Here is a 16722-nt window from a genome sequence, read left to right on the forward strand (position 1 = left end):
TTAATCCTTTCGTGCTACTGTTTTCGGTTGTACTTTCAGCAGCGGCTGATCATATTCCACCACTTCTTCATTGGAAACTAGGATGTCACTAATGACCCCACTAATGGGGCTTTTGACTTCCGTCATCATTTTCATCGCTTCCACTACACAAACCACATCCCCCACTGCAACTGGATCGCCAACTTTTTTGTAAGGGGCTTGATCAGGAGCTGGTTGAAGATAAATAATCCCAACTAACGGCGCTTTAATAACTTGCGTAGTGTCTTTTGGGGTAGTTGTTTCTGTCGCTTTTAAACGATCGGAATCTTTCGGCTGAGCTTTTTGCGAATTTGTATGAGCCACTGGTTGAGTGGTCAAAGTAGTTGGGGCTTTATTCGAGGAAATCGTATTTTTACTTAAAAATAAGTGACCACCGTCAAATTCTAAATCCATTTCCATTAAATTACTTTGATTTAATTGCTGCATTAACGCCTGAATTTGTTCAAAAGTCATTCATCATCCCACCTTTTGAACGCTAAAACAGCATTATGCCCTCCAAAACCAAACGAATTACTTAATGCATATTGGGCTGCATACTGACGATTATCCTCATTAACTAAAGGCAGATCACAAGCAGGATCAGGTTGGGTTAAACCCACATTGACTGGTAAGCACTGATCTGCTAAAGCAATTAACGTAGCTATTGCTTCCACAGCTCCCGCTGCTCCCAATAAATGTCCGGTCATGCTCTTTGTACTAGACACTAACGGCATCTGGGATCCGAATAACTGCTGAATCGCTTGTGATTCTGCTGTGTCATTGCCGATGGTCGCTGTCCCATGGGCATTAATATAATCAATTTGGCTCACATCAATTTGGGCTTCAGTTATGGCTAATTTCATAGCTCGGGCAGCTTGTTGCCCACTAGGGTCAGGAGAAGTAATGTGATAAGCATCTGCGGTGGCGCCATAACCAATTACTTCTCCCAAGATGGGCGCTTTGCGAGCTTGGGCATGCTCCAGCGCTTCTAAAATTAATACTCCGGCACCCTCACCCATTACAAATCCCGAACGTTGTTTATCAAATGGCAAACTAGCCCGCGTTGGATCGGTTGCTGTCGATAAAGTAGATAAAGCGGCGAAGCCGGCAATACCAATTTCATTGATTGCTGCTTCCGCGCCGCCGGTGATCATCACATCGCAATGTCCATCTTTCACCTGGCGAAAAGCTTCACCAATCGCGTTAGTTCCTGAAGCACAAGCTGTCACAATTGTTGTACAAATCCCATGGGCCTGATAGCGCATCGCTAAATTACCCGCAGCCATATTGGAAATGGCCGTGGGGACAAATAACGGTGATACGCGATCGGCACCCTTGTCATGCATTTTAATCACTTGATTTTGAATAGTCGTTAAGCCACCAATCCCTGAACCTAAAATAACACCAAAACGTTCACTATCAGTGTTGCTAGTAGTAATTTGTGCTTGAGCCATGGCTTCATCGGCAGCATAAACTGCATACTGAGTATAGGGATCCATACGTCTGGTATCTTTTTTCGTTAAATGCTGCAAAGGATCAAAATCATCTAATTGGCCGGCTAATGTCACCCCTGTTGGTGTGGAATCAAAATAAGTAATAGGCTCAAAACCTACTTGTTGTTGCAATAAACCCTTACGAAAACTGGCGACATCATTGCCAATCGGCGTCAGCGCACCCATCCCCGTCACTACAACTCTTGGCATTTTCTTCTCCTTATCATTGCATTGTTAATCCGCCATCAACCGTAATGGTTTGACCAGTAATATAGTCATTTTGAGCCAAAAAGATTGCAGTTTGGGCAATTTCATCGATCTGGCCAAAACGTTTTAACGGCACCTGATGGACAATTTCTTCTTGCTTTTTTGCATTCAATGCTTGCGTCATTTGAGTTTCAATCATTCCCGGAGCAATCGCGTTACAACGTAAATTTCGCAAAGCAACTTCTTTTGCCACAGATTTGGTCAAGCCAATAATCCCGGCTTTACTAGCTGCATAATTAGCCTGACCAATATTGCCGGTCAAACCCACTACGCTCGCTAGATTAATAAAACACCCTGCACGTTGTTTATACATTGGCCGCACTGCTTGACGAATGACATTGAAAGTCCCGACTAAATTGGTTTGTAAAACCACTTGAAAATCTGCTTCAGACATCCGATTTAAAAGACCATCTTTGGTAATACCGGCATTATTCACGACAATGTCTAAATGACCCATGGTGGTAACAATTTGTTGAATTAATTCTTTGACCGCTGCTTCATCAGTCACATCTGCCGGAAAATCTCGGCAAGTGGCCCCGTTTTGCGCCACTGTTGCAATGACGTCTGAAGCAATCGGATGCCGTGAATTGAGTACTAATTGACAACCCTGGCGGGCGAAAGCTTGGGCAATGGCTAAACCAATTCCACGGGAACTGCCAGTTACTAAAACTACTTTGCCTTGTAAATCCATACCTAACCTCCTAAGGCTGATCGGGTGGCAGCCAGCTTGTCTATTGAATCAATTTGATAGCGCGGTAAAGTCGGCAGTATTTTTTTGGTAAAACCGAGTAAAGTGCGTCCCGGTCCCACTTCAATTACTGCTGTTAACTGATCTACTAAGGAAGTCAGCGTGGCCGCAAAATTTGTCGGGGACACTAACTGGCTGGTTAAAGTAGCTGTCAGATTCTCAGGGGTAAATACTTGTTGCGTAGTTGTACTCCAAACTCGAAACTTGCCCTTCTGCCAGACCAACGGAGCTAATACGTCCTGCAATTGTGCTTGAATAGGCTGCATTAATGGTGTATGAAAAGCTCCGCTGACAGCTAAGGTAACCTTGCGAATATGGCGATCTTGTTGTTGCAGCCAAGCAGTGGCAGCATCTACAGCGGCAATTTCTCCGCCAATCACAATTTGTTGGGGAGTATTCACATTAGCCACTGCTACCACGCCGTGGGTTTGAGCTCTTTGACAAGCTGTCTGCACTTGCGCTAGTGAGGCATGCATGAGGGCCACCATTTTGCTATGCACTTGGTCGCTAGCATGTTGCATCAGTTCGCCACGCCGCTGGATGACTTTTAAAATGGTGGCAAAATCTAAATAATCGCCACAAGCTAAAGCACTATATTCCCCTAAGCTCAAACCTAGCGCCTCGCTGGGAGCCGGTAAATAATCTCGAATCAACTGAAACAGACCATAACTTTGTGCCAGGATTACCGGTTGAGCATATTGGGTTTGGGCCAGTTTATCAGCGTAACGGTCATCAAACATTAAAGCGGGCAAATCCCAATTCAACACAGCACTGGCTTGATCGATTATTTGCCGATAACGGGGCTCTTGCAGATATAAATCGTGGGTTAAACCGGTTTTTTGGGCCCCCTGTCCACTAAAAAGTAAGCCAATCATTCTTCTGATTTCCTATTTAATAAGCGATCTGCTTGTTGACAAACGGTTTGTACAATGGTTTGGGCACTTTGCTCTTCTTGCACCATACCGGCAATTTCTCCCGCCATATACGCTCCTGTCTGAGGATCACCAGTTTGCACTGCCCGGCGTAAACTGCCGTTGCCCAATTCATCTAAGGACTCAAAATCTGGATGAGTTTTGGCTGCTTCGGCTTTTTCAATTTGTACATATTTTTTAGCCATCGGGTTTTTAATAACTCGGGAAGGATGACCCGCATAATCTCCAGTGACCATGGTATCAATATCCTTGGCTTTTAAAACTGCTTTTTTATAAGTAGGGTGTACCTTAGATTCCGTTGCGACTAGGAAACGAGTTCCCATTTGGACCCCTTGGGCGCCCAACATAAAAGCTGCTGCCATGCCGCGGCCATCACCAATTCCACCCGCTGCAATGACCGGCAAGTCGATAGCATCAACCACTTGCGGTACCAAGGCCATAGTTGTTAATTTGCCAATGTGGCCTCCAGATTCCATACCCTCAGCGATAACGGCATCCACGCCACTGCGGGCCATCATTCGCGCTAACGCCACTGAACCTACAACCGGGATGACCTTTATATTAGCGGCGCGAAATTGTTCCAAATATCGTGCGGGATTGCCGGCACCTGTAGTGACCACAGCAATATTGTCTTTTTGTTTTAAAATTTCCGCCACTACTTCATCAACATGTGGTGATAAAAGCATGACATTGACCCCAAAAGGCCGCTCAGTCAAACTGATGGCGGTTTGAATTTCTGTTGCGACTGCACTACCCGGCGCATTGCCACCACCAATAATCCCTAGACCACCGGCATTGGAGACTGCGGCCGCTAATTTACCATCGGCCACCCAGGCCATGCCGCCTTGAAATAAAGGATATTGCAACCCCAAACTTTGCATAAATGGGCTTAATTGCATTAATTTTTAACCCTCTTTCGCAGCCAGTTGCTGCTCCACAAAAGCGACTAAATCGCCTACGGTTTGAATTCCATCTTCGGTTTCGATTTTGATATCGAATTCGTCTTCCAGTTCATTGATCACTTCAAAGATATCTAAACTATCGGCATTTAAATCATCTTTAATATTGGCTTCTAAGGTAACTTTTGCCTCATCTTCGCCGGTTTGATCTACAATAATTTCTTTTACTTTGTCAAAAACTTCTGATTTAGTCATTATTTTTCTCCTATGTTTGTTATTAATAAATTAAAGCAATTGATCCGACCGTCAACCCGCCGCCAAAACCACTGAGCATTAGTTTTTGACCGCGTTGGATCTTTTGACTACGAATACTTTCATCTAATAAAATCGGTATACTGGCCGCGGAAGTATTCCCATAGTGTTGTACGTTCATTAAAAACTTGGTTTTCGGCTGTGCTAAATGCGTTGCAATGGCTTGGATAATGCGGCCATTAGCTTGATGCAACAGCCACCAATTAACATTGGCAGCTGACCAAGAAGTCTGCTGTAATGTCCGTTCAATCGATTGCGGCACCTCATGGGTAGCAAAGCGATAAACTGCTCGACCATCCATTGAAAAATATTTTTGAGCTGGATCACTGCTTTCTTGGTAAAAAGCAGATACGACTGGTTGATATCCTGCGGTCAAAGCCTTGCCTTGTGTTCCAAAAGACCGTAAATCTTGTGCTACTATTTGGCTGGCTGAAGCTTGGTCTTCTACCAAAATGCCCCCGGCCCCATCGCCAAATAAAACTGCGGTAGTGCGATCTTGCCAATTAACCAATTTCGACAAAGTTTCTGCTCCGATGACCATGCCACGTTGATAAGGTCCTTGTAATAATTGATTGGCCTGGACCAAAGCATATATAAAACCCGAACAAGCCGCATTCAAGTCAAAAGCTAACGCTTGATAAGCCTGTAACTGTCCTTGAATGATTGCTGCAGTCGAAGGTGACAAAGCATCTGGGGACATAGTAGCTACGATAATAAAATCTAAACTAGCAGCCGACCACTGGGCTTGATGTAGTAATTGGCGGGCCACTTGTAAACCTAAATCAGAAGACTGTTCACCTGTGGAAACATGCCGTTCTTCAATATAGGTACGCGTTCTAATCCATTCGTCAGAGGTGGCCATTAACTTGGTCAAATCAGTATTACTGACTACTTTTGGCGGGACATAATGAGCCGTTTGCACAATCCTCAGACTCATCAAACTACTCCTTTTGATCATCAATAGAAGCTGGAAATTCTAAAAATGCTCGTAAATTTAATAAGGCTTTTTCCAATAGCTTAATCTGTTCATCATTAAAGCCTTGGACAAAACTTAAAATCATATGCCGATGAAATGAATCATGGGCACGATAGACTAAACGGCCTTTGCGTGTTAGTCCTAAACGCACAAACCGACGATCATCTGCACTCCGCAACCGCACAACATAGCCTTTGCGTTCTAAATTATTCACCATGGAAGTTACTGTTCCCGGCGTAATTTTTAATTCCTGAGCTAGTTGCGAACTGGTTTTGTGTTCATACATCGTAATTGCATCAATAGCATGCATTTCATGAATTGAAATATCTTTAAACTGACTTTTTTTGAGTTCACGCTCTTCCACTTGGGTAATATCGGTATATACCGTCGTCAATAATTTATTGATGTATTTCACTTTTGCCTGATCCATCTGTTTACCACCTACTTTGAATATCAAATATTTTAAACATCAAAATAGTAGCAACACTTTGCCTGGGCGTCAACTGAATCAGACCATTTCCACAATAAACATTAATTCCGCTTCGACCGCTACTTGAGAGTCTACAGTAGCCACGCAACTCACGATCCCAATATTTTGGCGTTGTTTTTTCAAATTTATATTTAAAGTTAATTGATCTCCCGCATGGACTACTTTTTTAAATTCTGCGCGGGGGATTCCACCAAGATAGGCAGTTTTATGTTGAAACATTGGTGATTTTAAAATAAAAATGGAAGCTGCCTGAGCCAGTGTCTCTACAATTAAAGTAGCAGGCATTACAAATTGGCCGGGTAAATATCCATTAATAAAAGATTCATTCACCGTTACATTCTTAATTGCACTAATTGATGCATCCGTTTGAATATCTTGAACTCCATCCATAAAGAAAATCGGGTAACGATTGGGAATCAATTGCCGAATTTCCTGAGAGTTTAATTGCATCTTCGCAATAACATCTCCTCTGCAATTTATTTCAAACATCAAAATGTTTGTTGGCAGTATAATAGGGCATTTCTGTTTGCTTGTCAACTATTTATATGAAAAATATTGTTATTTCGGGGTTTTCTATTACAATAATAGCAGATAGTTCTTTTGAAAAATATTTTGAAGCTCAAACTATTTTTTTAAACAGCTCTCCTTGGGGGCTTTTTTGTGCTATTGATTGTACAACCAAATCTTTGTTCTAAGCTTCATAAAATAATGCTAAAATAACTATTTAAAAGTGATTTTTTACAGGAGATGACCGCATGCCCAATAATTTTTTACGCGACTGGTCAAACCAACAAGCTTTACAGCAAAAATTAGCTGTACCCGTAGAATGGTACCAGTCTATTGACTCCACCAATATTCGGGCGCAACATCTCATTGCAAAACAACTTAGAAGTCCTTATCTCATCGTGAGCAATCAACAGACTGCCGGCTACGGCAAACAACAGCGGCCATTTATTTCCGATCGCGGTGGCATCTTTTTGACTTGGATTCAAACGATCCCTACTTTAAATTCTACGAATCACGGCTTACTGACTATCGCTGCTGTTAGTGCCTTACATCAAACCATCGCTCAATATTGGCAGCGCACTACTGTAATCAAATGGGTCAATGATTTATTATGGCAGCATCACAAAATTGCCGGCATTTTAATCGAACAGAGTCGTACTCCTTGGGTGAGCATTGGTATTGGTTTAAATCTTTACCAAGCTCACATCACCAATCAAGTGCCTCAAGCCGGCAACTTATTAACTGCACCGCCGGCAAACCAAGACATCGTTAATTTTCTCTTTCAATTAGTACAAAATTTAAGCATCTGCCTAGAGCATTTTACAACTGGCGAGTGTTTAACTTACTACCGCCAGTATTTATCGACGCTTGGACAATGGGTGCAGGTGCAAATGGGAACTCGGCATTTACAAGGTCAGGTACAAGACATTAATGACGCCGGCAATTTAATTTTACAAACCGCTAACCAGCAATATGTTATTGCCGCAGGCGACATCATTGAACCGCCATCTTATTGAAAATCATAAGTCCACCAGTCAAATTTCCATCAGCTCTGAACAAAACATGTTGCACCCTGTGGTCAAAGTGGAAACTAAAAACTCACTGAAGTGATTGCAAACCTGTTTACAACCTCCAGTGAGTTCAAAAGGGAGCTTTAATAAAATGATCCTTGGCTAAGGATTAAAATTTCTGTTTGAGGGTGAAGTCACTTTTATTCGGGATCACGCTTATTGCCCCGCCATCTCGTTATCAACCCGCGATAGCCGCGGGCGGTAGCGGCAAATAAAATAAAAAGTGCTGTAACAATAAACAAAGTTGCTAACCAAATATGATCAAAAAAGAGCCATGCCAAGCCCGCCAAAATCCATGCGCTTGCTAATGCAACGGGTACTTGATATTTTATTTTGTAACCAAAAATTTTCCTCATTGCAAGTTACACTCCTTTATAATCGATTTTAGTAGTTACTGGTACAATAGCATGATTCTTCAACTGCACTTTTCATGCCAACAGCCAATGACTTCCGCTCAAACGTAGACACTTCAAAATCCCCCGCCCTTTTCCAAGGTGGGGTCGTCTAGCTGGCGTACCAAAATTACTGCCGCAAAAAATAAACATAAAAATCACTCATACTATTGCAAATGATTCAAAAACAGCATGATCAAATCATTTTCTGAAAACACGGATGATAAAATAACATCAGCAGCTGTAAATGTCAATCCCCTTCGCCAGTTATTTTAAATTTTATTGCTCGTTACTTTTCATTACTTTTATAATAATCAAAGATTAACCGTTTATTTTTGTACTGAAATTCTTTGAATTTCTGCTTTTTTGAAATAACATCAATCCCCCGAATGAATCCTTCAGCCTGGATTGGAGCAGCAAAACTTTCCTCTTTAGTGCAGTGAATTTTGGATTTTTTTCATATAATATCGGATATACTAATTTTTTCATTAAAATTAAACAATATTCCTAACTAAATATTGATTTTAAAAGAATTATGCTATATTATCCTTATAAATCTTATTAATTAGATATAATCAAGGGGGAAAAGTATTATGGCCGAAGCCAATGAATTATTGGGATATTTAAAGGGGCACCACATTAAGCAACAAGAAGTCGCTCAGATTATTGGTCGTTCATTATCAACCACTAATCGTAAAATTAATAATAAAAGTGATTTTACAAAAAGTGAAATCAAAAAATTGCACGAAACGCTCAACATTCCTTTCGACATCCTTTTATAAAATTCTGTTCTCCCAAAAAAACGTCTACTTTTAAAAATAAGTCATTATATTTTAAAAATCTATTGATATTTTATCAATAGATTTTTTTATTTTTTAAAATAGACGATATTGAAATTATTATATAATCATTTTAATTGTGAAAGATGCTTAATATTTGTAAGCCTAAAGGTTCTATTCTAAAATATGGTGTATCAAGCAAGACCATTTTTCAGAAGTTTCTTACAAAAAATAAATTAAAAAGGAAGTAAGCAATTTTGAAATTCCTTAATAATTTGAGCATCCGTTTAATTTATAGCCTTTTCATAATTATTATCTGGCTGGGCGGGAATTGCCAAATCAGCCAGGGGGCTAAAACGGCCGCCACAGCGCATCCATCCTCAGATGCGCTGGTAAACCAGCAGCTCGTTGATAATTTTCAACAACAACAACAAATCCTCAAAACTATGCAAATCGACAAACCTATCATTCAACCTCGAGACGGGCCCCGAGACGGGGTTAATTACCCTATCGGTACGGGATTGACGCTTTCAGACGATGGTGAAACGGCCACTGTCAGCAATGGTGAGGGTTTATTACAGGCGCTTTGGGATATTCCTAAGTTTAAATTTACTGGTAGTAATTTTGATTCTAATGATTTTCAAGGAAGACAACCCAATGCCTTTTCTAAAATTCATAAAATTAAAGTTACCCAAAATATCAGTTTACCCGATGAGAATATTAGTGATTTCTTCAAAATCAACACCAAAAATACTGAAGATAGATTTTGGCTTTCATTTCACTTTATTTATTTGACCCATGATCATTTAACTATTGATTTACAGGGGCATACACTAAATACTGGTTTTAACGACTTTGCTTTGTCGGGCAATACCCAAAATACCTATAAAGAAGATTGGACTTTCAAAAATGGAACTATTTACACTTCCACTTTTTGGGGCATAGTTAGTCCGAATACTGGTAACTCCCCAAATATTGATCTCTATCCTAATGGTGCTCCTGGCAGTGACAATAGCTGGACGAGAATTACCTTTGACAACATTTCCTTTTTTGGATCCCAACTATCCCATGGTTATGGCATCCCCCGGTTAGTTTTTAAAGGTAATTGTGATGTCCATAGTGTGCCTTATTATCAATATGGAAACAAAGTTTATTGGTCTGAAAGTTGGGGCAATGACATCAATGCAGTCGATCGTCCTAATTATCCAGTAGCCGGAAGTGGTGAGCGTTATAATCCCGGTAAAATCAATGACCAACAAAATATTGAAACCGGCGATGTCGTCTTTTCAGAGAATTGCCATTACTATGGTGAAACCTCCGGTGGTAATTGTATTCAAGTAACCGGTGGCGGGCTTGGCGTCGAATTCCAAAAAAATGCCACCGTGGATTTATACCCGCATACTTATCATGCAGAAGGTTCGCCGGTGGGGGATACCGGTTTTGGCGTATTGATTACTGATAAAAATGGGATTGTGATGGATGAAAATGCCAAATTAAATATTCACTGTTACAATAACTCAGATTTAACCATTGGTAATGATCCGCAAGATCCTACTAAAAAAATCAAAATTCCTTTACCGCGCTGGCTGCGCAGTTGTTCGCCTGCCGTCTATTTAAATAGCGGCGGATATATTAAATATCGGGATAAATCGGCTTCCATTAATATCGACACTAATGGCCCTATTGGCAATAATAATACCACTGATTATCCCGTTAGTTATCACCCTTTAGTCTACTTGAATGGTGATGTGACTTTGACGCACGGATCTTTTCGCATTGCCGGGCAAAATTTGGGCGATTACCAATCCGGTGATGGTTTAGTGAACATTAATTCTACGTCCAATATCAAAATATCCAAAAAAGGTGACTTTAGTGTTTCTATTAATGATAATAAAACCACAAGTACCGGCCCGATAAGTTTAATCAAGGCCAACGGTCCGCTTAATATCCTGCTGGATAATCCGGGGAATGTTTCCTTAGATGCCCGAGGCAATAATAATCCTAATACCAATATCGTTACTGCTGGTAATGGCGGCAGTGTTAAAGCTTACGATACCAAATTAGAGGCTTCCGGAGTTGCTCCTGATAATCAAACTCCCGTCACTTTAAACCCAGTCAAGCTGCAAAAGATTAATATTCCTTTTAATGGATCAACAATTGACATCGGTAATTTATTTGGTCAATCTCCGATTCCCATCGGTTCTACTGAAAGCGGCTTAAGTGACTTAGCTTCTAAACTGATGGCGATGAGTCTGGGCAGTACCGCTAAAGAATTTAATTATTTAAAATTTAGCGGCTTAAGTGGTCCGTATATTGACACCCAATTTACTAATAACTATCAACAAAGTAATCAAACGCCGGTTATTTATCCGGATCAACCGATCATTAAACATCTCATTAACGACGCGGATGATCCGTCACAAGGAGCGGCTACTTTTCAACCATTGCCGCCATTATTGACACTGGCTTTGAAAAAAAATCTTTCCACCAGTACTATCGATTTAGCTAATACCCAAACTGCAGGTACTGCGCGCTGGTGGTCCTCATTACCGGGTGCTTCCGCTTTTCAAATTCGTTCCTTTAGTAATTCTAGTTTTTCCAAACCCGAAATGATTTTACCTAATCAGATTGATGGTGAAGGTGAATTACAGCTGCCGGGTGATTATCCATCCGCAGCCAATCCGCTACTCAATTACTTGAATGTCCCAGATTTTAGTACCAGCTATCCACAAACTCAGGTTTGGGATAGTACCAATACTAACCTTTCGTTAAATATGACGGATTTCATTAAGTATTACAATGAAAAAACCGGTTCTAATATCAAATTAGCTTCTGGTGACAAGATTTTACTCAGCGTGGTTTCCAATTTCCAACATTCGCCGACAATTACCACGGATATTGATAATTTATTACTAGGTCTCACCAATACAAATCCACACACTTATTTATTAGGTGAAAAGCTGAATGTTCCTGTCAAATATCAAGACGCTGATACTGCAGCAACAAAAATTGATTTAACCGGCAATGCCTATAATAGCAGTAACGCCAAGATTAATAGTTCGGCTTATAAACAGACGATCTCGGAAAGTAACGGCAAAAAAGGTAATTATAATTGGATCATTCCCGGACTCACCTCCAATACAGGTGATTATCAGTTCAAATTTAGCGGCCAAAACGACGCTAATGGGAAATATCCTTGGCTGGATACAGATTTACCAGTTACCTATAATTACCACGTTGCTAATTTGCCCGCTTATACTGGTACCATTAGTATGACAGGGGTTTCCAATACTAATACTGTCACTCAAGCGGTGCACAAAACTACGACTTCTTTTGTCCCTCAAGGTTCAGCTCCTTTAAGTTATGTCCAATATGATCCAGGAGCTCTGGCGAATGCCGTTGACTTTAGTAATGATCGCTATTTTGCCCAAATTACAGCCAGTTGCCCGGGTCATCCTGATGCCGCCATCAAACTAAATTCAGACCCACAACATAAATATCAGGCCCAAGAATTTTGGCCAGGACTTACGCAATTTCCGGCGAACACGACATTTACTATCACGAGTTATGTCAAAGTAACCGGACAACCCCATCAACTGGTTACTTTAGGCCCCGCCAAGCTTTTGTCCAGTGATGATAGTAATGTCAATTACACTTTAGGCACTTCCAACACCTTTCAAGCAACTATTGAACCGGGCACTTTAAGTTTAACGGTACCTTCTAAAATGGATTTTGGCAAAGTAATGGTTAATTTACAAAAGACCCAAGTACCAATTGCTAAATTAACCGGGGCTTTACAAATTACCAACTCGGACAACCAAGCCCATCATGCTAATCTGGCTGCAAACATTAGTAGTCTGACGCCGAACAATCCACTGACTAATATTCAAGCGCCCTTTTACCTGATTTATAAAACTTCGTCGAACCAAACACTGACGGGCACTAGTTTAATCAATATGTTCGATGGTAACGTGCCGACGAGCGGTCTCAATTTGTCACAGAACTGGTATAGCTATGCTGATGGCAGTGCTGAACAAACTGCCGGCTTTTTCCTAGACTTTCCTAAAAGTTCGGCCGATTTGCAAAAACTACCTATTAGCCAAACCCAATACCAAGCTACTATTGATTGGGTATTAACCGAAGGTCCTGATTAACGGCTCTTCATCTGATAGCTAAAAAGCTGTAAGTTAGGGATTAACTTACAGCTTTTTTATGACTATTCTTTTATATGCAAAAAAGCGCTAGCTGCCAGATACTTTGCTGATTATACCCCTTCTGTTTGCTGGTAGTTATCATTACTATTTTCATCATAATTCAAAGATATTAAGTAAAAAACAGTGAACTTAACGTTCACTGTTTTTGATTATTTTTCAATGGCTGCTAAATTTTGCCCATTAGATTCAATAACTTGTTTGTACCAAGCAAAAGACTTTTTCTTGTAACGTTTAAAGGTTCCCTGACCGTGATTATCAACATCCACGTAAATAAAACCATAGCGTTTGGACATTTCACCGGTGGAAGCACTGACCAAATCAATACAACCCCAAGGGGTATAACCCATTACCGAAACGCCATCACTTAACGCGGCAGCGATGGCTTGAATATGATCGCGTAAATAATCGATCCGATAATCATCCGCAACATAATGTTGTTCATCAATTTGATCAATTGCCCCTAAGCCATTTTCCACCACAAATAACGGTTTTTCATAACGATCATAGAGCTCATTTAAAGCAATTCTCAAACCAGTCGGATCAACTTCCCATCCCCAAGCACTCGACTTCAAGAACGGATTTTTTACGCCACCGACTAAATTACCCTGGACGCGTGGTAAATCCGTTTGGGTTACTGAGACTGTCGAAGACATATAATAACTAAAACCAATATAGTCTACCGTGTATTGGGCTAAAAGAGCCAATTCTGCGTCAGTGTATTGCAGATCACTTAATGCCACGTGGTGCTTTGCTAATAAACTTTTCGTGTAGGCCGGATAATGCCCACGAACTTGCACATCAGCACAGAAATAATTATTAGCCTGATTAGCTTGTAAAGCCGCTAATTGATTCTCTGGGTTAGCATCATAGCTATAAGTCGTCGCATACAGAATCATACAACCCACTTGTAGTTTGGGATCTAATTCATGGGCAATTTTGACAGCTTTGGCACTACCGACAAATTGATTGTGCCAAGCTTGGAAAATATTTTTCGGATCGTCAGCACCATTAGACTTCACCAAACCTTGGCCCATCACTGGAAAGTGGGCGGCACTGTTAATTTCATTGAAGGTCATCCAATATTTTACTTTATGATAATACCGTTGTAAAACGACTCGGGCAAAATTCTCATAAAAATCAATTAACCGCTTATTTTTCCAGCCACCATATTTTTTAACTAAATTCAACGGTAGCTCATAATGGGAAATCGTTACTACAGGTTCAATCTGATATTTCAAACATTCATCGATAAGTTGATCATAAAATTTCAAACCCGCTTCATTTGGTTGGTCTTCGTCACCTTGCGGAAAAATTCGTGACCAAGCAATCGAAAAGCGATAACATTTAAAACCCATCTCCGCAAACAGCGCAATATCTTCTTTAAAATGATGATAGTGATCAATTCCGACATGATTAGGATAAAAGTACTTGTCTTCGTCTAAAGAAAAATCATAGTCTGGTGCATTAACAATGTCCAAGCGATCTTTGCCTTCGGGTAAGACATCTGGTACGGATAACCCCTTACCATCGGTTAGATAAGCACCTTCCAATTGATTCGCTGCGGTAGCCCCGCCCCATAAAAAATTCTGAGGAAATACTGTTTTCATCATCAAAGAACCTCCTATTTTTTAACACAACAAATAGCTACTTGCTCTGGTTGAATGGCCTGTGGTTCTGCCGCCGTTATTTCATCAAATTCTGTTGTATTGGTAATCACCACCGGCGTAATAATCTCACAGCCATGCGCTTTAATAGCTTCTAAATCAGCTTTAAGCAATAATTGTCCCCGCTTAATACGTGCATGATCTTGCACCATAACTTCAAAAGGTTCCCCTTTTAAATTGACAGTTTCCAGACCAACATGAATCAATAATTCGACTCCGGTATCACTTCTGAGACCTAAAGCATGTTTAGTAGGGAAAATAGTCAAGACTTCGCCATCAAAAGGCGCGTAAATGTTCCCCTCACTAGGAATAATCGCACAACCATCACCTAATACTTTTTTGGCAAAAGTATCATCCGGTACTTGTTCTAGCGCCACTAATTGACCTGCCATAGGAGCATAAATGTTAGTGGTTCCCGGAACAATCGTCGGTGCCGTACTAGTAGCCGGAGCTGTTTGGTCCATTGAAGCTGAAGACGTAGTTGTACCAGCAGTTTGGGCTGCTGCCGGGGCCTCATCAATCCCGAAAATGTAAGCCAGGACAAACGTAATAATGAAAGAAGCCACTAATACAATAACCGCATTGACTAAATTTTGACTATTAGTAGAACTGACAAATTGCGGTAGTGAGACTAAAGATGGCACTGCAAAGGCAAAGGATTTTAAATTAACCAAGCCCATGAATAAACCCGTGATAGCCCCAGCAATCATGGAAGCATAAAGTGGCTTTTTGTATTTTAAAGTGACCCCATAAAGTGCCGGTTCGGTCACCCCCGCTACTAAAGCGGAGATACTAGCAGCGCTAGCTACTTGGCGGATACTTTTATTTTTGGTCTTGAAAGCAACCGCCAAAGCTGCAGCTCCTTGACCGATATTAGCAGCTAACATAGCCGGTAAAATGAGGCTATCTGGATGAGCTGTTGATGCAGCTAAAAAGATCGGAGCAAATGCCCAGTGCATCCCCGTCATAACAATTAACGGCATAAAAGCCGCCATTAATGGCATGGCTAACCAATTGGCTTTACTTTGAACAAATAAAATAATATCAGATAGCAATTTCCCAGCGAAGGTTCCCAATGGACCTACCAGAACCAGGGCTAAAGTACCTGCCACAAAAATTATAATTAATGGTTTTAAAATACTTTTCATAGAATTAGGACAGAAACGATCCACAATCTGCTCTAAATACTTCATTACCCAAACCATTAATAAAATGGGAATGACCGAAGAAGAATAATTAGCTAATGTTACCGGCAGACCCATTAAGGTGACTGCTTTGCCGGCTTTGACCATGGCGGCAAAATTAGGGTGCAACATAATCCCGGCTACTGTTACCGCCAACATCGGTGAAACTTTAAAATATTTAGCACTGGTATACGCCAACATAATAGGCAGGAAATAAAAAGGTGCATCGCCAAAAATAGTTAAAAACGCATACGTGGATCCTTTAGGATTTAACCAGCCTAATAACGGCAATAAAATGACCAAAACTTTGATCATGCCACCACCGATTAAAGCCGGAATCAGTGGTGACATACAAGCTGAAATAAAGTTGGCAAAACGATTAAACCAACTTTCATGCTCCTCAGAAGGCGCAGTGTCCGTGGTTTCACTATCAGCAGTCATCGAATTGCCTACTCCCAATTTAACTAGCTCTTGATAGTAGTTAGAAACATCATTGCCGATAATAATCTGATATTGACCAGCTTGGTGGTTCACCCCCATGACACCAGCTATCTCCTTGACTCTAGCATCATCTACTTGCGTTTCATCTTTTAACTTAAAGCGCAAGCGCGTCATACAGTGCGTGAGTGAATTAATATTGGCACTGCCACCCAATGCATCATAGATGGCTTGTGCTGATTTATGATAATCCATTTGTTAATCCTTCCTCTCTTTTCCAACAAAAAAACCTAAACAATTACATAGCTAATTGTTTAGGTCATGCTCAAAGTTGATAAC

At 40.8% G+C, this 16722-nt stretch carries 15 protein-coding genes; 3 read left to right on the forward strand and 12 right to left on the reverse strand.

What is annotated here, in order from left to right:
- The 9 genes from JG30_RS07330 to fabZ form a co-directional block, all read right to left on the reverse strand.
- Positions 1–492: an acetyl-CoA carboxylase biotin carboxyl carrier protein gene (locus JG30_RS07330; RefSeq protein WP_046317705.1), complete on the reverse strand. Its 492-nt coding sequence runs from the start codon at positions 490–492 to the stop codon at positions 1–3.
- Entirely contained in the window at positions 489–1721 is a 1233-nt protein-coding gene (fabF, locus tag JG30_RS07335; protein WP_046317706.1) for a beta-ketoacyl-ACP synthase II, read from the reverse strand. Before fabF ends, JG30_RS07330 begins: the two co-directional genes overlap by 4 nt.
- Positions 1722–1734: 13 nt before the next feature.
- A complete protein-coding gene (gene fabG / locus JG30_RS07340; protein ID WP_046317709.1) occupies positions 1735–2469 on the reverse strand; it encodes a 3-oxoacyl-[acyl-carrier-protein] reductase in 735 nt (244 codons plus the stop codon).
- A gap of 2 nt (positions 2470–2471) precedes the next feature.
- Positions 2472–3401 carry an ACP S-malonyltransferase gene (locus JG30_RS07345; protein ID WP_046317713.1) on the reverse strand — a complete coding sequence of 310 codons (930 nt, stop codon included), beginning with the start codon at positions 3399–3401 and terminating at the stop codon, positions 2472–2474.
- On the reverse strand, positions 3398–4357 hold the full coding sequence (locus JG30_RS07350) for a nitronate monooxygenase (protein WP_046317716.1): 960 nt from the start codon (positions 4355–4357) through the stop codon (positions 3398–3400). The genes JG30_RS07345 and JG30_RS07350 overlap by 4 nt, the downstream gene beginning before the upstream one ends.
- A gap of 6 nt (positions 4358–4363) precedes the next feature.
- On the reverse strand, positions 4364–4612 hold the full coding sequence (locus tag JG30_RS07355; RefSeq protein ID WP_046317718.1) for an acyl carrier protein: 249 nt from the start codon (positions 4610–4612) through the stop codon (positions 4364–4366).
- A gap of 22 nt (positions 4613–4634) precedes the next feature.
- A complete protein-coding gene (locus JG30_RS07360; protein ID WP_046317720.1) occupies positions 4635–5606 on the reverse strand; it encodes a beta-ketoacyl-ACP synthase III in 972 nt (323 codons plus the stop codon).
- A gap of 4 nt (positions 5607–5610) precedes the next feature.
- Entirely contained in the window at positions 5611–6075 is a 465-nt protein-coding gene (locus JG30_RS07365; protein WP_046317722.1) for a MarR family winged helix-turn-helix transcriptional regulator, read from the reverse strand.
- A gap of 78 nt (positions 6076–6153) precedes the next feature.
- On the reverse strand, positions 6154–6585 hold the full coding sequence (gene fabZ, locus JG30_RS07370; protein ID WP_046317724.1) for a 3-hydroxyacyl-ACP dehydratase FabZ: 432 nt from the start codon (positions 6583–6585) through the stop codon (positions 6154–6156).
- A 305-nt stretch (positions 6586–6890) separates the two neighbouring features.
- Here fabZ and JG30_RS07375 point away from each other — a divergent pair, with 305 nt between their 5' ends.
- Positions 6891–7658, forward strand: coding sequence for a biotin--[acetyl-CoA-carboxylase] ligase (locus JG30_RS07375; protein ID WP_046317726.1), 768 nt, complete (start codon positions 6891–6893; stop codon positions 7656–7658).
- Between the two features lie 194 nt (positions 7659–7852).
- On the opposite strand, the gene JG30_RS07380 is transcribed toward JG30_RS07375, so the two are convergent.
- Positions 7853–8068, reverse strand: coding sequence for a hypothetical protein (locus JG30_RS07380; protein WP_046317728.1), 216 nt, complete (start codon positions 8066–8068; stop codon positions 7853–7855).
- A 629-nt stretch (positions 8069–8697) separates the two neighbouring features.
- Between JG30_RS07380 and JG30_RS07385 the strand changes: the two genes are divergently transcribed.
- Together JG30_RS07385 and JG30_RS07390 are read left to right on the forward strand one after the other, a co-directional pair.
- A complete protein-coding gene (locus tag JG30_RS07385) occupies positions 8698–8886 on the forward strand; it encodes a helix-turn-helix domain-containing protein (RefSeq protein WP_046317731.1) in 189 nt (62 codons plus the stop codon).
- A gap of 254 nt (positions 8887–9140) precedes the next feature.
- Complete coding sequence (locus tag JG30_RS07390; RefSeq protein WP_046317733.1) at positions 9141–13037, forward strand: hypothetical protein; 3897 nt, start codon at positions 9141–9143, stop codon at positions 13035–13037.
- Positions 13038–13246: 209 nt separating this feature from the next.
- Here the strand turns inward: JG30_RS07390 and JG30_RS07395 are convergent, their stop codons facing one another.
- Both JG30_RS07395 and JG30_RS07400 read right to left on the reverse strand, forming a co-directional pair.
- Positions 13247–14707, reverse strand: a complete 1461-nt coding sequence (locus JG30_RS07395; RefSeq protein WP_046317735.1) for a glycoside hydrolase family 1 protein — start codon at positions 14705–14707, stop codon at positions 13247–13249.
- Positions 14708–14718: 11 nt separating this feature from the next.
- Positions 14719–16638 carry a beta-glucoside-specific PTS transporter subunit IIABC gene (locus tag JG30_RS07400; protein ID WP_046317737.1) on the reverse strand — a complete coding sequence of 640 codons (1920 nt, stop codon included), beginning with the start codon at positions 16636–16638 and terminating at the stop codon, positions 14719–14721.
- Positions 16639–16722: the final 84 nt, after the last annotated feature.

It is taken from the genome of Bombilactobacillus mellifer (assembly GCF_000970795.1).
GTDB classification, from domain to species: domain Bacteria; phylum Bacillota; class Bacilli; order Lactobacillales; family Lactobacillaceae; genus Bombilactobacillus; species Bombilactobacillus mellifer.